At 60.6% G+C, this 19,137-nt stretch carries 19 protein-coding genes and 1 pseudogene; 10 read left to right on the plus strand and 10 right to left on the minus strand.

Annotation, left to right across the window (positions count from 1 at the left end; genetic code table 11):
* Window positions 1-43: 43 nt before the first annotated feature.
* Both HU730_RS12780 and HU730_RS26720 read right to left on the minus strand, forming a co-directional pair.
* Window positions 44-670 (minus strand): cytochrome c4, encoded by a 627-nt coding sequence (locus tag HU730_RS12780; protein ID WP_014716340.1) that lies wholly within the window; start codon window positions 668-670, stop codon window positions 44-46.
* 33 nt (window positions 671-703) lie between these two features.
* A pseudogene (locus HU730_RS26720) lies at window positions 704-911 on the minus strand (cytochrome).
* 192 nt (window positions 912-1,103) lie between these two features.
* On the opposite strand from HU730_RS26720, the gene yihA reads away from it, so the two are divergent.
* Entirely contained in the window at window positions 1,104-1,745 is a 642-nt protein-coding gene (yihA, locus tag HU730_RS12785) for a ribosome biogenesis GTP-binding protein YihA/YsxC (RefSeq protein WP_003187369.1), read from the plus strand.
* Between the two features lie 271 nt (window positions 1,746-2,016).
* Here yihA and polA read toward each other — a convergent pair whose 3' ends face one another.
* Window positions 2,017-4,812 (minus strand): DNA polymerase I, encoded by a 2,796-nt coding sequence (gene polA / locus HU730_RS12790; protein ID WP_186527004.1) that lies wholly within the window; start codon window positions 4,810-4,812, stop codon window positions 2,017-2,019.
* Between the two features lie 74 nt (window positions 4,813-4,886).
* Here polA and HU730_RS12795 point away from each other — a divergent pair, with 74 nt between their 5' ends.
* Together HU730_RS12795 and HU730_RS12800 are read left to right on the plus strand one after the other, a co-directional pair.
* The gene (locus HU730_RS12795) at window positions 4,887-5,177 is read left to right on the plus strand and encodes a DUF2782 domain-containing protein (protein ID WP_016978788.1); all 291 of its coding nucleotides are present in this window, start codon (window positions 4,887-4,889) and stop codon (window positions 5,175-5,177) included.
* Window positions 5,178-5,233: 56 nt separating this feature from the next.
* Window positions 5,234-6,187: a homoserine kinase gene (locus HU730_RS12800; protein WP_054920916.1), complete on the plus strand. Its 954-nt coding sequence runs from the start codon at window positions 5,234-5,236 to the stop codon at window positions 6,185-6,187.
* Between the two features lie 107 nt (window positions 6,188-6,294).
* On the opposite strand, the gene HU730_RS12805 is transcribed toward HU730_RS12800, so the two are convergent.
* Window positions 6,295-7,224: a zinc ABC transporter substrate-binding protein gene (locus tag HU730_RS12805; protein WP_003187364.1), complete on the minus strand. Its 930-nt coding sequence runs from the start codon at window positions 7,222-7,224 to the stop codon at window positions 6,295-6,297.
* Between the two features lie 46 nt (window positions 7,225-7,270).
* Between HU730_RS12805 and HU730_RS12810 the strand changes: the two genes are divergently transcribed.
* From HU730_RS12810 to HU730_RS12825, 4 genes are read left to right on the plus strand one after another with little or no spacing between them, the layout of a single operon-like run.
* On the plus strand, window positions 7,271-7,765 hold the full coding sequence (locus HU730_RS12810) for a Fur family transcriptional regulator (RefSeq protein ID WP_169921969.1): 495 nt from the start codon (window positions 7,271-7,273) through the stop codon (window positions 7,763-7,765).
* A complete protein-coding gene (gene znuC / locus HU730_RS12815; protein WP_003187361.1) occupies window positions 7,765-8,535 on the plus strand; it encodes a zinc ABC transporter ATP-binding protein ZnuC in 771 nt (256 codons plus the stop codon). The genes HU730_RS12810 and znuC overlap by 1 nt, the downstream gene beginning before the upstream one ends.
* Complete coding sequence (gene znuB, locus HU730_RS12820) at window positions 8,528-9,316, plus strand: zinc ABC transporter permease subunit ZnuB (protein ID WP_034129232.1); 789 nt, start codon at window positions 8,528-8,530, stop codon at window positions 9,314-9,316. Before znuC ends, znuB begins: the two co-directional genes overlap by 8 nt.
* Window positions 9,317-9,353: 37 nt before the next feature.
* Window positions 9,354-10,073 (plus strand): PA5502 family lipoprotein, encoded by a 720-nt coding sequence (locus HU730_RS12825; protein ID WP_089041585.1) that lies wholly within the window; start codon window positions 9,354-9,356, stop codon window positions 10,071-10,073.
* 86 nt (window positions 10,074-10,159) lie between these two features.
* Here HU730_RS12825 and katE read toward each other — a convergent pair whose 3' ends face one another.
* On the minus strand, window positions 10,160-12,301 hold the full coding sequence (katE, locus tag HU730_RS12830; protein ID WP_186527005.1) for a catalase HPII: 2,142 nt from the start codon (window positions 12,299-12,301) through the stop codon (window positions 10,160-10,162).
* Between the two features lie 265 nt (window positions 12,302-12,566).
* Between katE and HU730_RS12835 the strand changes: the two genes are divergently transcribed.
* From HU730_RS12835 to HU730_RS12845, 3 genes are read left to right on the plus strand one after another with little or no spacing between them, the layout of a single operon-like run.
* Window positions 12,567-13,574, plus strand: coding sequence for a methionine ABC transporter ATP-binding protein (locus HU730_RS12835; protein WP_014716332.1), 1,008 nt, complete (start codon window positions 12,567-12,569; stop codon window positions 13,572-13,574).
* Window positions 13,574-14,248, plus strand: a complete 675-nt coding sequence (locus HU730_RS12840; RefSeq protein ID WP_003187354.1) for a methionine ABC transporter permease — start codon at window positions 13,574-13,576, stop codon at window positions 14,246-14,248. The genes HU730_RS12835 and HU730_RS12840 overlap by 1 nt, the downstream gene beginning before the upstream one ends.
* 51 nt (window positions 14,249-14,299) lie before the next feature.
* Window positions 14,300-15,070 carry a MetQ/NlpA family ABC transporter substrate-binding protein gene (locus HU730_RS12845; RefSeq protein WP_003187353.1) on the plus strand — a complete coding sequence of 257 codons (771 nt, stop codon included), beginning with the start codon at window positions 14,300-14,302 and terminating at the stop codon, window positions 15,068-15,070.
* 129 nt (window positions 15,071-15,199) lie between these two features.
* Here HU730_RS12845 and HU730_RS12850 read toward each other — a convergent pair whose 3' ends face one another.
* From HU730_RS12850 to HU730_RS12870, 5 genes are read right to left on the minus strand one after another with little or no spacing between them, the layout of a single operon-like run.
* Window positions 15,200-15,835, minus strand: coding sequence for an SCO family protein (locus HU730_RS12850; RefSeq protein WP_054897237.1), 636 nt, complete (start codon window positions 15,833-15,835; stop codon window positions 15,200-15,202).
* Window positions 15,832-16,731 carry a heme o synthase gene (cyoE, locus tag HU730_RS12855; RefSeq protein ID WP_186527006.1) on the minus strand — a complete coding sequence of 300 codons (900 nt, stop codon included), beginning with the start codon at window positions 16,729-16,731 and terminating at the stop codon, window positions 15,832-15,834. Before cyoE ends, HU730_RS12850 begins: the two co-directional genes overlap by 4 nt.
* Complete coding sequence (locus tag HU730_RS12860) at window positions 16,719-17,798, minus strand: COX15/CtaA family protein (protein WP_186527007.1); 1,080 nt, start codon at window positions 17,796-17,798, stop codon at window positions 16,719-16,721. The genes cyoE and HU730_RS12860 overlap by 13 nt, the downstream gene beginning before the upstream one ends.
* A gap of 10 nt (window positions 17,799-17,808) precedes the next feature.
* Window positions 17,809-18,393 (minus strand): hypothetical protein, encoded by a 585-nt coding sequence (locus tag HU730_RS12865; protein ID WP_096142995.1) that lies wholly within the window; start codon window positions 18,391-18,393, stop codon window positions 17,809-17,811.
* On the minus strand, window positions 18,359-19,123 hold the full coding sequence (locus HU730_RS12870; protein ID WP_186527008.1) for an SURF1 family protein: 765 nt from the start codon (window positions 19,121-19,123) through the stop codon (window positions 18,359-18,361). The genes HU730_RS12865 and HU730_RS12870 overlap by 35 nt, the downstream gene beginning before the upstream one ends.
* Window positions 19,124-19,137: the final 14 nt, after the last annotated feature.

Raw genomic sequence — 19,137 nt, forward strand, 5'->3', positions numbered from 1 at the left:
TGCTTGCATCGCGGGATTAATCGAGCGTTAACGCCCAGCCCCGTCAGTGCAGGCCCTGGATATAACTGGAGAGGGCTGCGATATCTTCGTCGCTCAGCTTGCGAGCGATAGTGCGCATGGTCATGGCGTCCCCATCGTTGGCCCGGCCGGCTTCTTCTTTGCGGAAGTCGGTCAACTGTTTGGCGATGTAGGTGGCATGCTGGCCGCTCAGGTGCGGGAAGCCTGCGGCAGCGTTGCCTGCGCCATTGGGCGAGTGGCAACCAGTGCAGGCGGGCAAGCCTTTTTCCAGGTTACCGCCACGGAACAACTGCTCTCCGCGGGCGACCAATTTAGGATCGGCAGCTCCCACGCTACCCTTCTGGCTGGCAAAATACGCCGCGAGGTCCGCAAGGTCCTGATCGTTGAGATTGGTCAGCAGGCCGGTCATTTCCAGCACCGTGCGCTTGCCGTCCTTGATGTCGTGCATCTGCTTGCTCAGGTAGCGTTCACCCTGGCCGGCCAGTTTGGGGAAGTTCGGCGCCGGGCTGTTACCATCCGGGCCGTGGCAGGCACCACACACGGCGGCCTTCGCTTGACCGGCAGTGGCATCACCTTTGACGGGGCCCTCTGCAGCGACGGCAGCGCCTGTGATGCCCAAGGTCAACAGCAGACTCACGATCAGTTTGTTCATCAGCTAATCCAACTACGGCTAAGGGTTTAAGAGTTATCTACCGGGTTTACTCACCATCAAATCAATGACGGCCTGGTAATCCTCAGTACTGCAGTCCATGCACAAACCACGCGGCGGCATTGCCTTGAAACCCTGGGTCACGCACTGCGTCAGCCTGACCATGCAAACTCGGTTGATCCTGTGTAGCCTGAGCGCCGTAAAGCGGAATCAGGGCAGCAGAAGCGAGCAACCGTCGGTCCATACATCGACCTATTCAGGGTTTGAGAGCGTTTTGCGTTCTAATGCGCAATAAAGGTCTTTCGCTCCCGTGAACCTCATCCTTCGCTGGGACAAAGCACACACAAAATCTGCGGCATTATATACTGGCGCTACTGAAACGGAAACGACACCGCTTGCCGCACCCTTTCTCGGCACCGCCCACATCGGAAATCTCATGCAACTCAAGAACCCCATCCTCGGCCTGTGCCAACAGTCCACCTTCATGCTCAGCGCCGCCAAAGTGGACCAATGCCCCGATGACGAGGGCTTTGAAGTCGCCTTTGCCGGCCGTTCCAACGCCGGTAAATCCAGCGCACTGAACACCCTGACTCACGCCAGCCTGGCGCGCACCTCGAAAACCCCGGGCCGCACGCAACTACTCAATTTCTTCAAGCTAGACGATGATCGGCGTCTGGTCGACCTGCCGGGCTACGGTTATGCAAAAGTACCTATCCCGCTGAAGCTGCACTGGCAGCGTCACCTTGAGGCTTACCTGGGCGGTCGCGAGAGTTTGAAGGGTTTGATCCTGATGATGGACATCCGCCATCCAATGACCGACTTCGACTTGCTGATGCTCGACTGGGCTGTCGCCAGCGGCATGCCGATGCACATTTTGCTGACCAAGGCCGACAAACTCACCTACGGCGCAGCCAAGAACACCCTGCTCAAAGTGCAGTCCGAAATCCGTAAGGGCTGGGGCGATACCATCACGATTCAGCTGTTCTCCGCCCCCAAGCGCATGGGCCTTGAAGAGGCCTACACCGTACTGGCCGGCTGGATGGAATTGGCGGACAAGGGCGCAGAAATCGCCGAGTAACTTTTCTGCGGGCAAAAAAAACCCCGGACTTCTTTTGGGGAGGGGAAGTTCGGGGTTCAAGTTCCGGACCGCTAGGGCGGGGTCTGGAATTATCTGCCAACACTTAACACAACATAGGAGCATTGAAGGGCTTCACCACCCATTCAGTAACTCTGAGTGGCAGTTCACAGGTTAAGTTCCGACAGGCTCAAAAAACTATTGGAAATAACTGACGACGGTTTCCGATCTAAACCGCTTCGCCACCACTGACGGTGATGGCAAAGCCGCGGAATCAGTGCGCCTCGTCCCAGTTATCGCCTACGCCTACGTCCACCACCAAAGGCACGTCCAACTGAGCCGCCGCGCTCATATGCTCGCGAATCTTCTCGCTGACCTGCGCGACCAGGTCTTCACGCACCTCCAGCACCAATTCGTCGTGCACTTGAAGGATGACTTTGGCATCCAGGCCCGACTCGGCCAGCCAGTTATCCACCTGCACCATGGCTTTCTTGATAATGTCCGCCGCCGTACCCTGCATCGGCGCGTTGATCGCTGTGCGCTCGGCCGCCGCGCGCTCCTGGGGCTTGTTGGAGTTGATATCCGGCAAGTACAGGCGCCGCCCGAAGAAGGTTTCGACATACCCCTGATCCGCCGCCTGGGCGCGGGTTCGCTCCATATATTCGCGCACCCCTGGATAGCGAGCGAAGTACACATCGATGTAAGCCTTGGCGGTCTTGGTATCGACGCCGATGTCCTTGCCCAGCTTCTGGGCGCCCATGCCGTAAATCAGGCCAAAGTTGATCGCCTTGGCGCTGCGGCGCTGGTTGGACGTGACCTCATTCAACTCGACCTTGAACACTTCGGCCGCCGTGGCCGTGTGCACGTCCAGGTCATTGCGGAAGGCGTTCATCAGGCCTTCGTCCTTGGACAAATGCGCCATGATCCGCAGCTCGATCTGCGAATAGTCCGCCGCCAGCAGCTTGTAGCCCTTGGGCGCGACAAACGCCTGACGAATGCGCCGCCCCTCGGCGGTGCGCACCGGGATGTTCTGCAAGTTCGGATCACTGGAGGACAAGCGCCCGGTCGCCGCGACGGCCTGATGGTAAGACGTATGAATACGCCCGGTGCGTGGGTTGATCTGTTCCGGCAGGCGGTCGGTATAAGTACTTTTGAGCTTGCTCATGCTGCGGTACTGCATCAGTACCTTGGGCAGCGGAAAATCATCTTCGGCCAGTTTGGCCAGCACTTCCTCAGCCGTGGATGCCTGGCCCTTGCCGGTTTTTTTCAGCACCGGCATGCCGAGCTTCTCGTACAGGATCGCCCCAAGCTGCTTGGGCGAACCCAGGTTGAATTCTTCACCGGCGATCTCGTACGCCTGGCGCTCCAGCTCGACCATCTTGTTACCCAGTTCGATGCTCTGGATGCCGAGCAGGTCCTTGTCTACCAGTGCGCCCTGGCGCTCGATGCGTGCCAGCACCGGCACCAGCGGCATCTCGATGTCCGTCAGCACACTGGCCAGGCTCGGGATCGCCGCCAGTTGCGCGTACAAGTGCTGATGCAGGCGCAAGGTCACGTCGGCATCTTCGGCCGCATAGGGGCCGGCTTGCTCAAGGGCGATCTGATCGAACGTGAGTTGCTTGGCCCCTTTGCCGGCGATGTCCTGGAAGCTGACCGTGTCGTGGTCCAGGTACTTCTTCGCCAGACTGTCCATATCGTGCCGGGTCGCGGTGGAATTGAGCACGTAGGATTCGAGCATGGTGTCGAAGGCGATGCCGCGCACGGTAATGCCCTGTGCAGGGTCGCCACCAATGGCGCAGTTGGCCAGGATGTTCATATCGAACTTGGCGTGCTGGCCCACCTTGAGTTTGGTCGGGTCTTCCAGCAGCGGTTTCAGGGCCAGCAGCACGGTGTCGCGGTCCAATTGATCCGGCGCGCCGATATAGGAATGGGTCAGCGGGATGTAGGCGGCTTCATGGGGCTGCACAGCAAACGAGACCCCGACCAATTGCGCCTGCTGGGCGTCGATGCCGGTGGTTTCGGTGTCGAAAGCAAACAACGGCGCATCGTGGAGTTTTTTCAGCCACACGTCGAAGGTGGCCAGATCCAGAATAGTGGTGTAAACCGCCTCTACTGGTACTGATATAACAGCCTCGACCGGCATCTCGGCGGCAGGCGCAACCTCGCTCGCCGACTTGAGCTCGACACGCTTGGCATCGCGCTGGATTTCGTCGTACCAGCTCTTGAACTCAAGCAGCGTGTACAGCTCCAGCAGCTTTTCGCGATCCGGTTCGATCAGGTGCAAATCATCCAACCCGATATCCAGCGGCACATCGATCTTGATCGTCGCCAACTGATAGGACAGGAATGCCATCTCCTTGTGCTCCTCCAGCTTGGCCGGCAGGGTCTTGGCCCCACGGATAGGCAGGGTCGGCACAATATCCAGCTGCTCATAAAGCTCTTTGAGGCCGCCATTGACTCCCACCAGCAAGCCGGAGGCGGTCTTGGGGCCAATGCCCGGAACGCCGGGAATGTTGTCGGACGAGTCACCCATCAACGCCAGATAGTCGATGATCTGCTCCGGAGCGACGCCGAATTTCTCCTTAACGCCCTCGATGTCCATCGAGCTACCGGTCATGGTGTTGACCAAGGTAATGTGGCCGTCCACCAGCTGCGCCATGTCTTTGTCACCGGTCGAGATCACCACCGGGCGGCTGGCGGCCGCGCTGCTGCGAGCCAGGGTGCCGATCACGTCATCGGCCTCGACGCCCTCGACGCACAGCAACGGGAAGCCAAGAGCGATCACGCTTTGATGCAGCGGCTCGATCTGCAGGCGCATGTCATCAGGCATGCTCGGGCGGTTGGCTTTGTATTCGGCGTACATCTCATCGCGAAAAGTCCCACCCTTGGCGTCGAAAACCACCGCAAATGGGCTGTCCGGGTACTGCTTGCGCAGGCTTTTGAGCATGTTCAACACGCCCTTCACCGCACCGGTGGGCAGGCCTTTGGAGGTGGTCAGCGGTGGCAGCGCGTGGAAGGCGCGATACAGATAAGAAGAACCGTCCACCAGGACGAGGGGCGCTTGGCTCATGAGCAGGATCAACCTTTTCGGCGGGTCAGGCGCTAGAATAGCCGGACCAATGAAAACAAAGGGACAAGGTTATCATGCGTACATTCAATCGCCTGCTGTTGACCGGTTTGATTGCACTCGCTCCGATGGCTGCCATGGCGGCAGACAGTGCCCCTGGAGGTGATCCGGAAGTTACCATTCGCACGGAAGGCGACAAAACCATCCAGGAATACCGCCAAAACGGCTTTCTGTACGCGATCAAGGTCACCCCGAAGGGCGCACCACCGTACTTTCTGGTACGTGCGGACGGCACCGACGCGAACTTCATCCGCTCTGACCAGCCGGATATGCTGATCCCGTCATGGAAGATCTTCGAATGGAAATGATTTCTTAATTTTAACCGGCGCTGCCCACCGCAGCGCCCGTAACGGCAGTTTTAACCATGTCTGTGTTCACCCCCCTGGCTCGGCCTGAGCTGGAAACCTTTCTCGCCCCTTATGGGCTCGGCCGCCTGCTTGATTTCCAGGGGATTGCCGCCGGCAGCGAAAACACCAATTTCTTTATCAGCCTGGAGCAGGGCGAGTTCGTCCTGACCCTGGTTGAGCGTGGCCCGGTGGCAGAAATGCCGTTCTTCATCGAACTGCTCGACGTGCTCCATGACGCCGACCTGCCTGTGCCGTACGCCCTGCGTACCACCGACGGCATCGCTTTGCGCGAACTCAAGGGCAAACCGGCCTTGCTGCAACCGCGCCTGGCGGGCAAGCACATCAAGGAGGCCAATGCACAGCATTGCACCCAGGTTGGCGAACTGCTCGGCCACCTGCACTTGGCCACCCAGGGCGAAAAGGTACTTGAACGCAAGACCGACCGCGGCCTGGATTGGATGCTCTGCGAGGGCGCGCAACTCATTTCGCACCTGAACGAGGCCCAGCAACGCCTGTTGCGCGATGCGCTGGCCGAGATCGACGCCCACAAGGCCGACATCCTCGGCCTGCCGCGGGCGAATGTGCACGCCGATCTGTTTCGCGATAACGCGATGTTTGAAGGCACGCACCTGACAGGCCTGATCGACTTCTACAACGCCTGTTCGGGGCCGATGCTCTACGACGTGGCAATCGCCTTGAATGATTGGTGCTCGGATGCCGATGGCGTGATTGACGGTCACCGTGCCCGGGCGCTGCTGGGCGCTTACGCGGGGCTACGGGCGTTTACCGCGAAGGAAGCCGAGCTATGGCCGACCATGCTGCGCGTGGCGTGCGTACGGTTCTGGCTGTCCCGGCTGATCGCGGCCGAATCATTTGCAGGGCAGGATGTGTTGATTCATGACCCGGCTGAGTTCGAGCACCGCTTGGCGCAGCGTCAACAGGTCACGGTCCACCTGCCGTTCGCACTTTAAAAGACCCACTCGGTCAATGTGGGAGCTGGCTTGCCTGCAATAGCAGTATCGACTGACACTGCGCTATCGCGGGCAAGCCCACTCCCACAGGGGTTTTGTGTTGCGTGTTAGAGCGACTCCAGGCAACCGGCCAGGTCATTGCCAAGCTTTTCCAGTACCTGCTCATAACCCTGCGCGGTAGCTGGCGTATAGCCACCCAATGCATCCAATTCCGCCAACTTCACCGGCAACCCGGCCACCAGGGTTTCGGCCAAGCGAGGTCGCAACGGCGGCTCGCTGAACACGCAAGTCTTGCCCACTTCCTGCAAACGAGCGCGCATCGCCGCTACGTGCTGCGCGCCCGGCTGCACTTCGGCGGCCACGCTGAACACGCCAGCATGCTTCAAACCGTACGCCTCTTCGAAGTAATCAAAGGCTTCGTGGAACACGAAATAAGGTTTGCCATCAACGCCCGCCAAACGCTGCTTCAGGCGCGCATCCAGCGCGTTCAGGCGTTCTTCGAAGGCCTTCGCATTGCTCTGATAACGCTCGGCATTGGCTGGGTCGGCAGCGCTCAGATCGGCCGCCATCCGAGCGGCGATCACACGTGCATTGACCGTGGATAGCCACAGGTGCGCATCCACACTGCCTGGGCGGTGATCGTGATCATGTTCGTCGGCTTCATCGGCATGAGAGTGGCTATCTTCGCCGAAGATGCGCAGTTTCATGCCTGGCAGATCCTGCACGGCCACCGTTGGCGCCGTACGACCTTTGAGCACACGCGGCAAAAACGTTTCCATGTCCGGCCCGATCCAGTACAGCAGGTCCACCGACTGCACACGCCGTACGTCGGATGGGCGCAAAGCGAAGTTGTGCGGCGACGCCCCCGGCGGCAGCAACACCTCTGGAACGGCCACGCCGTCCTGCACGGCAGCGGCAATCAGTTGCAAGGGCTTGATGCTTGTCAGCACCTTGACCTCGGCCTGAGCGGCACCGGCAACGAACAAACTGGTGACAAATACGACAAAAACGGGAAAAAGTCGGGACACGATGACCACTCGATGGCGTAGGAACGGGTAACATAATAACGTCTCTATCAAATATCTGTCGCCGCTCATGCCTAAAACACCGCTTGCCAGCCGTCCCCACGACCACTCTCACTGCGTGCACACCGCATTGTCAGAGGCCGACACCCTGTGCGCAAAGAAAGGCTTGCGCCTGACCGCCTTGCGTCGCCGGGTGCTGGAGCTGGTGTGGCAGAGCCACAAGCCTTTGGGCGCGTACGACATTCTCGGCGTCCTCAGCGAGCAGGACGGCCGCCGCGCCGCGCCGCCCACCGTTTACCGTGCGTTGGATTTCCTGCTGGAAAACGGCCTGGTGCACCGTATCGCCTCGCTTAACGCCTTTGTCGGTTGCAACCACCCGGAGCACGCGCATCAGGGCCAGTTCCTGATCTGCCGCGAGTGCCACGCCGCCATTGAGCTTGAACAAAAAAGCATCAGCGACGCCATTATCAAAAGCTCTGCCGACGTCGGCTTCAAGGTCGAAGGGCAAACGGTCGAAGTGGTCGGCCTGTGCGCAGGCTGCCAGGGGGTTTGATGAGCAATGCGTTAATCCGCCTGGAGCAGGTCGGGGTCACGTTCGCCGGGCAAAACGTGCTGGAGAACATCGCACTGAGCGTGGAACCGGGGCAAATCGTCACCCTGATCGGCCCCAACGGCGCTGGCAAGACCACCTTGGTGCGCGCCGTGCTCGGGCTGCTCAAGCCCCACAGCGGCACGGTTTGGCGCAAGCCCAAGCTGCGCGTGGGCTATATGCCGCAAAAGCTGCATGTGGACCCGACATTGCCGCTCTCCGTATTGCGCTTCCTGCGCTTGGTGCCTGGCGTAGACCGCGCCCGCGCCCAGGCCGCGCTTAAGGAAGTCGGCGCCGAACACGTCATCGACAACCCGGTGCAAAGTATTTCCGGCGGCGAAATGCAGCGCGTGCTGCTGGCCCGTGCCTTGCTGCGCGAGCCCGAGCTGCTGGTACTCGATGAGCCCGTGCAAGGCGTCGATGTCGCCGGCCAGGCCGAGCTGTACAGCCTGATCACCCGCCTGCGCGACCGCCATGGTTGCGGCGTACTGATGGTCTCCCACGACTTGCACCTGGTCATGAGCACCACCGACCAAGTGGTCTGCCTCAACCGCCACGTGTGCTGCTCCGGCCACCCGGAACAGGTCAGTGGCGACCCGGCGTTCGTGGAGCTGTTCGGCAAGAACGCCCAGAGCCTGGCGATCTACCATCACCACCATGACCACGCCCATGACCTGCATGGCGCCGTCGTCGATACCCCCCACGTTCATGGAGATAGCTGCAAGCATGGCTGATTTTCTGCTCTACGCCCTGCTGGCAGGCTTGGCTTTGGCACTGGTGGCGGGCCCATTGGGCTCGTTCGTGGTCTGGCGACGCATGGCCTATTTCGGCGACACCTTGTCCCATGCCGCCTTGCTGGGCGTGGCCATGGGCTTTCTGCTGGATGTAAGCCCGGCCATCGCCGTGACCGTCGGCTGCCTGCTGCTGGCCGTGCTGCTGGTGACCCTGCAGCAACGCCAGCCACTGGCCTCCGACACCCTGCTGGGCATCCTCGCACCCAGCACCTTGTCCCTGGGCCTGGTGGTGCTGAGCTTCATGCATGAAGTGCGCATCGACCTGATGGCCTACCTGTTCGGTGACCTGCTGGCGATCAGCCCGACCGACCTGGCCTGGATCCTCGGCGGCAGCGCTGCGGTGCTGGTGTTGCTGGTGGCCCTGTGGCGCCCGTTGCTGGCGATCACCGTGCATGAAGAACTGGCCAAGGTAGAAGGCTTGCCCGTCGCAGGCCTGCGTATGGCCTTGATGTTGCTCATCGCCGTGGTGATTGCTGTCGCGATGAAGATTGTCGGCGTATTGTTGATCACGTCGCTGCTGATCATTCCAGCCGCCGCTGCCCAGCGCCACGCTCGCTCTCCGGAGCAGATGGCAATTGGCGCCAGCCTCCTGGGGATGCTTGCAGTGTGTGGTGGCCTGGCGCTGTCCTGGTTCAAGGACACACCGGCCGGGCCGTCGATTGTGGTTACGGCGGCCGCCCTGTTTCTGCTGAGTTTTGTCCTGCCCCGTCGAGGGGTGTAGACTTGCTCGCTTTTTGCGCAAATAGAGAGTCGCAGGAATGAAGCCGTTCACCTCCCGTTATCTGCTCCTTGCCGCATTTTCACTGCTGCTGGGCGCCTGCCAAAGTACGCCGCCCGCTGCCCCCCAGGCTCCGGATCCGCGGGCTGCGGCCATCGCGCAGCTGGAACAAAACCTGGCCAGCAGCGAATTGGCCACCGCCGAAGACCAACTGGCTGCATTGCAGGCCCAATCGCCCAATGACCCGGCACTTGAGGCCTACCAGCGTCAATTGGCCGAAGCCTACCTGCAGCGCAGCCAGATCGTGCTGCAAAAAGGCGACGTCAACGCGGCAGCCACGGCCCTGAGCCGCGCCCGCGCCTTGATGCCCAAGGCCCCTGCGCTGACCGGTGGCGTCAACAGCGCCATCAGCCATGCGCGCAAAGCCGAATTGGACCAGGCAGAAGCTGCGTTGAAAGCCGCTGAGGCCAAGCCTGCCGCCAAGGTCATCGACCCGGCAGCGCCGAGCACCACCGTGGCGCTGAACCTTGCGGATGTTGAAGACATGCGCCATCAGTTGGACGCCATCGCCACCGATGTGGTGAATTACCAGTGCGACGTCAGCATCCAGGTGCCACGCACCCAGGATTACCCGTGGCTGGCCACGTTACTGACCAAGCGGGTCAAGCGGATTGATTCGGGGTATGACCTGAAGATTCACCGGCAAATCCTGAAACATATTCCGGCGCAGGTTGTGCTGATTCCGCGCAAGACGGACTAAAAGCATCGCAGGCAAGCCAGCTCGCACATTTGAACAGTGTGGGAGCTGGCTTGCCTGCGATGACGATCTAACAAACAACCGATAAGTTAAGCCGGAATCGCCTTGGATTTCGGCTCACGCGCCCACACTCGATGCTGGGCAATCGCCGCAAAAAACGCTTTGAACGCCTTGGCATCCGCGCCCACGATCAACCCCGCATCCTCCTCCAGTTTCAGCAGGTCCAGCAACGGCTTCACATCGCTGGCTACCGCAATCGCCTTCAGGTGTTTGTAGGCTTCCAGTACGTAATGCAACGCCACGCCATCACCGCTCAGCGCCTTCACGGACTCTTTGCCACCCGGGATAAACACTGCGTCGAAGGCAATGGACGGCATGCCTTCCATCGAGGCGTCGACCGGCAGCGTCTTGCCCTGCGCGGTGGTCACCGGCGCCGAAGTAGGCCCCAGCAACTTGGCATGGGCGCCTTCAGCTTCAAGCGCGGCTTTTAACGCGTCAATGGCCGCACCATCAACGCCGTTGGCTGCCAGAATCGCCACTTTGCGCGTTTTGATATCGCCCGACAGCAAGTTCACCTGGCTCAAGGCAGGCGATTCTTTCAACGACGTTTCACGGGCTGGCACGGTGCCCTTGGTCGGCGCCGGCAAGCCCAGGTTCTGCGCAACGCGCTTGGCCAGCTCCAAGTCGATATTGGCCAGAATCTCGTTGACCTGGCGCGCACGGATGAACTCGCGCTCCACCTTGCCCAGTTCGAAGCTATAGGCCGCGATGATGTGCTCTTTCTCGTGGTGGCTCATGCTGTTGTAGAACAGCGTCGCCTGGGAGAAATGGTCACCGAAGGATTCGCTGCGCTCACGCACTTTGTTGGCATCGACGCGCTCGTAGTAGGACTCAAAGCCACCATCGGTAGGACCGGCAGGGGTTTCTTTCGGCCAACCACCATCAATAGAGTTTGGCTCGTAGGACGCACGCCCCTTATCAATCACGGTGCGATGCTGAGCGTCGCGCTGGCCGTTATGGAAAGGCACGACAGGCCGGTTGATTGGAATCTCATGAAAGTTCGGCCCGCCCAGTCGGCTGATCTGGGTATCGGTGTAGGAAAACAGCCGGCCCTGCAGCAATGGGTCGTTGGTAAAATCGATGCCCGGCACGATGTGGCCCGGGCAGAACGCAACCTGCTCGACTTCAGCGAAGAAGTTGTCCGGATTACGGTTGAGCACCATTTTGCCCAGCGGCGTGATCGGTACCAGTTCTTCTGGAATGATCTTGGTCGGGTCGAGCAAGTCGAAATCAAACGTGTGCTCGTCTTCTTCGGCCACGATCTGTACGCCCAGCTCCCACTCGGGGTAATCGCCGCTTTCAATCGCTTCCCACAGGTCACGACGGTGGTAGTCCGTATCTTTACCGGCCAGCTTTTGCGCCTCATCCCATACCAACGAGCAGGTCCCGACTGTTGGACGCCAGTGGAATTTCACGAAGCTGGACTTACCTTCGGTATTGATCAAACGGAAGGTGTGCACCCCAAAGCCCTGCATGGCGCGCAAGCTTTTTGGAATGGCGCGGTCGGACATGGCCCAGATCACCATGTGCGCGGATTCCGGTTGCAGCGAAACAAAGTCCCAGAACGTATCGTGGGCCGAACCGCCGGTAGGAATTTCGTTATGAGGCTCGGGTTTCACCGCGTGGACGAAGTCAGGAAATTTGATCGCATCCTGGATGAAGAACACCGGCATGTTGTTGCCCACCAGGTCGAAGTTGCCTTCGTCGGTGAAGAACTTCACGGCAAAACCGCGCACGTCACGCACGGTGTCGCCGGAACCACGCGGGCCCTGCACCGTGGAAAAACGTGCGAACACCGGGGTTTTATGCTCAGGCGTGCGCAGGAAACCTGCCTTGGTCAGCGCCGAATGGTCGCCGTAACTCTGGAAATAGCCATGGGCCCCCGTACCACGGGCATGCACGATGCGCTCAGGGATGCGCTCATGGTCGAAGTGCGTGATCTTTTCACGCATGATGAAGTCTTCCAGCAGCGACGGGCCGCGAGCGCCGACTTTCAGGCTGTTCTGGTTATCGGAAATTTTCACGCCCTGGTTGGTGCGCAGGGCCTGGCCGGTTGCATCGGAACGGAATTCTTCCAACGCCTGCAGCTTGGCGTTGGTGTTGCCACGGTCCAGGGTATCAGTGCCCGCGAGTTCACTCTTCGGCGGGGTGGCTGGCTTCTTGGTACTCATCAGTCAAAACTCCTTATTCAAAGTGGCCAGAGCGGTCCCCGGCTCGTTTGAGCAAAACCCCAGGCACGGCACCTGGGAAATCGAGTTGCTTAAGTAGTGACTGACTGGGTTTTGCACCGTTCCTTTTTTATGACCTTTGATCGCGTTATTGCCAAATGACTGGATGAATACGAAATAAATGCTAAGAAACGCTATACGGACAGGCTAAAATGCGCGCCCGGCTAACCGCTGATCCCTTTTCAATGCGCCCCACAAGGTTCGCTACGTGATCGAGTTTCAAAACGTCCATAAAACCTACCGCGTCGCCGGTAAGGATATCCCCGCCCTGCACCCCACCAGCCTGCGCGTCGCCAACGGCCAGGTGTTTGGCCTGATTGGCCACTCGGGTGCGGGTAAAAGCACACTGCTGCGCCTGATCAACCGCCTGGAAGAACCCAGCGGCGGGCAGATCACGGTCGACGGTGAAGAAGTCACCGCCCTGGATGCCAACGGCCTGCGCCGCTTCCGTCAGCAGGTCGGGATGATCTTCCAGCACTTCAACTTGCTTGCGTCCAAGACAGTCGCTGACAACGTCGCGCTGCCGCTGACCCTGGCCGGTGAACTGTCGCGCAAGGAAATCGACCAACGTGTGGCTGAGCTGCTCGCCCGCGTCGGCTTGTCGGACCACGCCAAGAAGTACCCGGCGCAGTTGTCCGGCGGCCAGAAACAGCGCGTCGGCATCGCCCGAGCCCTGGCGACCAAGCCAAAAATCCTGCTGTGCGACGAAGCCACCAGCGCCCTCGACCCGCAAACCACGGCATCGGTCCTGCAACTGCTGGCCGAGATCAACCGCGAGCTGAACCTGACCATCGTGTTGATCACCCATGAAATGGACGTGATCCGCCGCGTATGCGACCAGGTCGCCGTGATGGACGCCGGCGTGATCGTCGAGCAAGGCTCGGTGGCCGACGTGTTCCTGCACCCCAAGCATCCGACCACCAAACGCTTCGTACAAGAAGCCGAACAGGTGGACGAAGGCGAGCAGCGCGACGACTTTGCCCATGTGCCAGGCCGTATCGTGCGCCTGACATTCCAAGGGGATGCGACCTACGCGCCACTGCTGGGTACCGTTGCACGGGAAACCGGTGTGGACTACAGCATTCTTGCCGGTCGTATCGACCGCATCAAAGACATCCCTTACGGGCAACTGACCCTCGCCGTCACCGGCGGTGACATGGAAGCCGCGTTCGCACGCTTCACCGCCGCCGACGTTCACATGGAGGTGCTGCGCTGATGGACGTTTTCCTGAGTTTCTTCGCCAATATCGACTGGTCTGAAATCTGGCTCGCCACCGGCGACACCATGACCATGCTGTTCGGCTCGCTGTTCTTCACCGTGCTACTGGGGCTGCCCCTGGGCGTGCTGTTGTTCCTGACCAGCCCGCGCCAGCTGTTCGAACAAAAAGGCCTGTACGCGCTGTTGTCGCTGATCGTGAATATCTTGCGCTCGCTGCCGTTCATCATCCTGTTGATCGTGATGATTCCGTTCACGGTACTGATCACCGGCACGTCGCTGGGTGTCGCCGGCGCGATCCCACCACTGGTCGTCGGTGCCACGCCATTCTTTGCGCGCCTGGTGGAAACCGCCCTGCGCGAAGTGGACCGTGGCATCATCGAAGCCACCCAGGCCATGGGTGCCACCACCCGCCAGATCATCACCAATGCCCTATTGCCCGAGGCCCGCCCTGGCATCTTCGCGGCGATTACGGTGACGGCGATTACACTGGTTTCCTACACCGCGATGGCTGGTGTGGTCGGTGCTGGCGGCCTGGGCGACCTGGCAATCCGTTTTGGCTACCAGCGTTTCCAGACCGATGTGATGGTGGTCACTGTGGTGATGCTGTTGATTCTGGTGCAAATTCTGCAAACCGTCGGCGACCGGCTGGTGGTGCACTTTTCTCGTAAATAACGGCCATTGCCGGCACATAGCCGGCAGATGCCCGAACAAGGAGCTTGCTGGATGAAAAAACTACTGGTTGCTTTCGCCGCCGTGGCTGCGTTTTCCGCCCACGCCGAGACCATTACGGTCGCTGCTTCGCCGGTGCCTCACGCCGAAATCCTCGAATTCGTGAAGCCTGCCCTGGCCAAAGAAGGCGTGGATCTGAAGGTCAAAGTCTTCACCGACTACGTGCAGCCGAACGTACAGGTGGCTGAAAAGCGCCTGGATGCCAACTTCTTCCAGCACCAGCCGTACCTGGATGAATTCAACAAGGCCAAAGGCACTCACCTGGTGAGCGTCGGCGCTGTGCACCTCGAACCTCTGGGCGCTTACTCCAGCAAGTACAAAAAACTGGCCGACCTGCCTGACGGCGCCAACGTGGTGATCCCGAACGACGCCACCAACGGCGGCCGTGCGCTGTTGCTGCTGGCCAAGAACGGCCTGATCACCCTGAAGGACCCGACCAACATCCTGTCGACCATCAAGGACATCACCGGCAACGATAAAAACCTGAAATTCCGCGAACTGGAAGCCGCCACCCTGCCGCGCGTGCTGACCCAGGTCGACCTGGCGCTGATCAACACCAACTACGCCCTGGAAGCCAAGCTGGACCCATCCAAGGATGCCCTGGTGATAGAAGGCAGCGATTCGCCTTACGTGAACATCCTGGTGACCCGCGAAGACAACAAGGATGCGGACGCGGTGAAGAAGCTGGTTGCAGCCCTGCACACGCCTGAAGTGAAGAAATTCATCGAAGAGAAGTACAAAGGCGCGATCAAGCCAGCGTTCTGATCTCTCCTGACCTGATCGTTCCCACGCTCCGCGTGGGAACGCCTCTTGTGACGCTCTGCGTCACGCTTGGGGACGCAGAGCGTCCCTAACTGCATTCCCACGCAGAGCGTGGGAACGATCATCAGGTGCTCACTTGCGCTGTAGCAACCCCGGCAACTGCGCCACCAGTTTCTGGTTGTTCAACGGCGCACGAATAAACCCACGCTGAGTACCATCCGGGCCGATCAGTGCCAGGTTACCGCTGTGGTCGACTGTATAGTTCGGCTTGCTGGTATCCGCCGGAATGAAGGGAATGCTCACCGCATTCGAGACCTTCTGCACATCCTCCACGTTAGCGCCAGTCAGGCCTTGGAACTGTGGGTCGAAGTAACCCAGGTACTGCTTGAGCTGCGCCGGGGTATCGCGGTGTGGATCGACGCTGACCAGGATCACCTGCAACTTGTCCACAGCCTCTTTGGGCAGCTCACTCTTGATCTGGCGAAGCTGGGCGAGGGTGGTCGGGCAGATATCCGGGCAGAAGGTGTAACCGAAAAACAGCAGGCTCCACTTGCCCTTCAACTCATTGACCACCACCGGCTGACCTTCCTGGTCGGTCATGGTCACCGTTGGCAACTGGCGGCTTTGCGGCAGCAGAATGATGCCGGCGTCGATCAGCGCAGTGGGATCGCCCTGGCCTTTGCCCGAGAGCACTTTGTTGACGGTCAGGCCCATGATCAACGCCACCAGGGCCACGAGGATGAAGACGGTTTTTTGAGTTCGAGTCATAGGTTCAACAATAAGTAGTGGTCTACGAGCAGGGCGATAAACAGCAGCAGCAAGTACCAGATAGAGTACTTGAACGTGTGAATCGCCGCGTGCGGCTGGCTGCCACGGTACAACACCCAAGCCCATTGCAGAAAGCGCGCACCCAATACCAGCGCACAGCCCAGGTAGAGCAGCCCGCTCATGTGGATAACGTAGGGCATCAGGCTCACCGCCAGCAGGGCGAAGGTGTACAGCAGGATATGCACCTTGGTGTAGTGTTCGCCATGGGTGACCGGCAGCATCGGGATGTCGGCCTTGGCGTATTCCTCTTTGCGGTGAATGGCCAGGGCCCAGAAATGTGGCGGAGTCCAGGCAAAGATGATCAGCACCAGCAGCAAGGGTTCGGCACTCACATGCCCAGTAACAGCCACCCAACCCAACAGCGGCGGCGCCGCACCGGCCAGACCGCCGATGACGATATTCTGCGGCGTTGCTCGCTTGAGAAAGCCGGTATAGATCACCGCATAACCCAGCAGCGAAGCCAAGGTCAGCCAGGCCGCCAGCGGGTTGGTGTACGCGAGCAGCAGGGCTAATCCTGCAATAGCCAGGAACAACGCAAACGCTAACGCCGCCATCGGCGAGACACGCCCCTCAGCCATCGGCCGCTTGTGAGTGCGCGCCATCACGGCATCAATCCGTCGATCGACCACATGGTTCACCGCCGCCGCGCCGCCGGCACACAGGGCAATGCCGAGGTTGCCGAACACCAGCACTGTCCAGGGCACCCCGGCGCGGGTGGCGAGGAACATGCCCACCAGCGAAGTAATCAACATCAGCACCACTACTTTGGGCTTGGTCAGCTCCAAATAGTCACGCCAGATCGCCCGGTCGCGACGTGCGCCGATCACGGTCGCCATGGCAGCTCTCCTTTAAGGGTGATAAGGCCCGACACCTGTTTGCGCGGGATAAAACGCCAGCCGAACAGGCGCGGGTGACGCACCCGAACCAGGCTGGTGCGCGCGTGATAATTGACCAGCACCAGCGTCAACAACAACGCTGCCCCGCCGGCGTTGTGTGCGACCGCCACCGGCAGGGGCAAGCCGAACGCCACATTGCTCAGCCCCAGGCAGATCTGCGCAGCCAGGGCGATCAACAGCAGGCCGGCCAGGCGCGTCATCCCTACTGCTCGCAGTTGCCAAGCCAAACCGAGCAGCACGAGCGTGACCAGCACGGCGCCGATGCGATGCGTCAGGTGGATAGCAGTGCGCGCCTCGCTGTCGAGCTGCCCGCCCAGGTAATTGGGGCCGATGTGCTGGGTCAGGTGAAAACCATTGGCGAAGTCTGCCGTCGGCCACCATTGGCCATGACAGGTGGGCAAATCGACACAGGCCACCGCCGCGTAGTTGGAACTGACCCAGCCGCCCAGGGCGATCTGCCCGATCACCAGCACCAGGCCCGCCGTCGCCCAATATTGCAGGCGCTTGGGCACGACCAGCGCCGGTAGTACGCCGGACAGCCGCAGGGTCAGCAGAAACAGCAGGCTCAAGGTCGCAAAGCCGCCCAAAAGGTGCCCTGTGACCACTTGCGGCCAGAGCTTCAAGGTCACGGTCCACATGCCAAACGCCGCTTGGGCGAACACCACCGCCAGCAGGAACAGCGGCAGCTTCACGGGCTGGCCCGGATCACGTCGATGACGCCACGAACGCGCCGCCAGCAGCGCGATCAACAGGCCCAGGCTGCCCGCGAAGTAGCGATGGGTCATCTCGGCCCAGCCTTTGTCGGCCTCCACCGGCGTGTCGGGAAAGTGCAACTCGGCATGGGCCAGTTGGGCTTCGCTTTGCGGCACGCTGATAAAGCCATAGCAGCCCGGCCAGTCCGGGCAGCCGAGACCGGCGTGAGTCAGGCGGGTATAGGCGCCGAGCAGCACGACAAACAACGCCAGAAGCGTGGCAAACAGCGCGAGGCGAAATCCAGGCTTGGCCATGAGGGTGCCCTTATCCGATGTTCGACAGTTTCAGCAGCAAGCGCAGGTCGTTGAGCAAGTCCTTGCCTTTGACCTTGGCGTCGTAGCGCAGCACCAGATTGCCGTGGGGGTCGACGATCCACAGTTGCGCATCGCCGGGCGCAGCAGCGTTCCTGGTAAAGGTCGACACATCCAGCGGGTAGCGCTGCAGCTGTGGATATTCGGCCTTGAGCTTGGCCTCGTATTCGCTGCTCAACGGTTGCGCGCCGGCCAGGGCATGGCTGGCACGGGATGCATCCCGGCCAAGGCTGATCTGCAGCTGGCGCGCCAGGTACACCAGTTGCTGGCAATCAGCGGCACAGGCGGCGGGGGCGGTGACCAGCAGTTGCCAGCGCTGTTCATCGGCCTGCACGCCAATGTCGGCGCGGGTTTGGCCGTTGCCGATCAGTTCGCCGTGATAGCTGCGGCTGTCCGGCACCCAGAACTGCAATTTGTACATGAAGGTGGCCAGCGCCATCGGGCCGATCACCATCATCAAGATCAAAATCAGCTGCCAGCGCCCCTTGCGCCGATCAGGCGTGTCAGATGTGCTGGGTGGATTCATGGCCGCTCCCATGGGGCTTCTCCTTTTTGTTATGCCATCCGAGGTAGAGGTAAAGCGCCAGCAACGCCATGGCCATGGCGAACCATTGCACAGCGTAGGCCAGGTGTTTTTCCGGGCCCATGGCGACGACGGGCCAGGTGGTTTCGTAGGTACCGGGGCCCGCTTCGGCACGCAGTTCATAGTCAAAACCGCTGCGCCCCAGTTCGTCCCACAGCGCGGCGGGGTGCAGTGCGGTAAGCAGGCGCGGCCATTGCGTGCTGGCCGGGTCGGCATGCAGTTGGAAGGTCTCGCCGGGGGCGACGTACACCCAGGCGTCGAGGTTCAGCGTCTGTTCAGGAGTAGTAAAGGCGGGCGCGATACGCCGGTCCGGCCAGGGCAGCCAGCCGCGATTGAGCAACAGCCACAGGCCGCTGGCCTGGTCATGAAAGGGTTGCAGCAACTCGACACCGGCCTTGCCGTCACGCATGCGGTTATCCAGCAATACGCTGTGTTCACCATCCAGTTGCCCGCGAAGGTGAACACGACGGAAGGCTGGATCAGCCATGTCATTGAGCTGCGCACTGCTGACCGGCTCGGCGGCGCGGCGCTCGGCATAACGGCCTACCAACAGTTGCTTTTCGTGCCCGCGGGACAATTGCCAAAACCCCAGGCCCACCATCAATGGCAGCAACACCAGTACCACCAGCGTCGGCGCGATGCCCGGACGAAAGCGTTGCATGGCACTGGCTATACTCGATCTCATCGCCCCTCCCCAAT

The sequence above is a fragment of the Pseudomonas sp. SWRI22 genome (genome assembly GCF_014268395.2).
Lineage (GTDB): Bacteria > Pseudomonadota > Gammaproteobacteria > Pseudomonadales > Pseudomonadaceae > Aquipseudomonas > Aquipseudomonas paracarnis.

Coding starts and splice junctions, on each gene's coding strand:
- HU730_RS12850 (WP_054897237.1), bottom strand. CDS start 15,835: ATGACTCGAACTCAAAAAACCGTCTTCATCCTCGTGGCCCTGGTGGCG.
- cyoE (WP_186527006.1), bottom strand. CDS start 16,731: ATGGCGACCGTGATCGGCGCACGTCGCGACCGGGCGATCTGGCGTGAC.
- HU730_RS12795 (WP_016978788.1), top strand. CDS start 4,887: ATGCGTACATTCAATCGCCTGCTGTTGACCGGTTTGATTGCACTCGCT.
- HU730_RS12780 (WP_014716340.1), bottom strand. CDS start 670: ATGAACAAACTGATCGTGAGTCTGCTGTTGACCTTGGGCATCACAGGC.
- HU730_RS12870 (WP_186527008.1), bottom strand. CDS start 19,123: ATGAGATCGAGTATAGCCAGTGCCATGCAACGCTTTCGTCCGGGCATC.
- yihA (WP_003187369.1), top strand. CDS start 1,104: ATGCAACTCAAGAACCCCATCCTCGGCCTGTGCCAACAGTCCACCTTC.
- HU730_RS12865 (WP_096142995.1), bottom strand. CDS start 18,393: ATGGGAGCGGCCATGAATCCACCCAGCACATCTGACACGCCTGATCGG.
- HU730_RS12860 (WP_186527007.1), bottom strand. CDS start 17,798: ATGGCCAAGCCTGGATTTCGCCTCGCGCTGTTTGCCACGCTTCTGGCG.
- HU730_RS12840 (WP_003187354.1), top strand. CDS start 13,574: ATGGACGTTTTCCTGAGTTTCTTCGCCAATATCGACTGGTCTGAAATC.
- znuC (WP_003187361.1), top strand. CDS start 7,765: ATGAGCAATGCGTTAATCCGCCTGGAGCAGGTCGGGGTCACGTTCGCC.
- HU730_RS12845 (WP_003187353.1), top strand. CDS start 14,300: ATGAAAAAACTACTGGTTGCTTTCGCCGCCGTGGCTGCGTTTTCCGCC.
- katE (WP_186527005.1), bottom strand. CDS start 12,301: ATGAGTACCAAGAAGCCAGCCACCCCGCCGAAGAGTGAACTCGCGGGC.
- polA (WP_186527004.1), bottom strand. CDS start 4,812: ATGAGCCAAGCGCCCCTCGTCCTGGTGGACGGTTCTTCTTATCTGTAT.
- HU730_RS12825 (WP_089041585.1), top strand. CDS start 9,354: ATGAAGCCGTTCACCTCCCGTTATCTGCTCCTTGCCGCATTTTCACTG.
- znuB (WP_034129232.1), top strand. CDS start 8,528: ATGGCTGATTTTCTGCTCTACGCCCTGCTGGCAGGCTTGGCTTTGGCA.
- HU730_RS12800 (WP_054920916.1), top strand. CDS start 5,234: ATGTCTGTGTTCACCCCCCTGGCTCGGCCTGAGCTGGAAACCTTTCTC.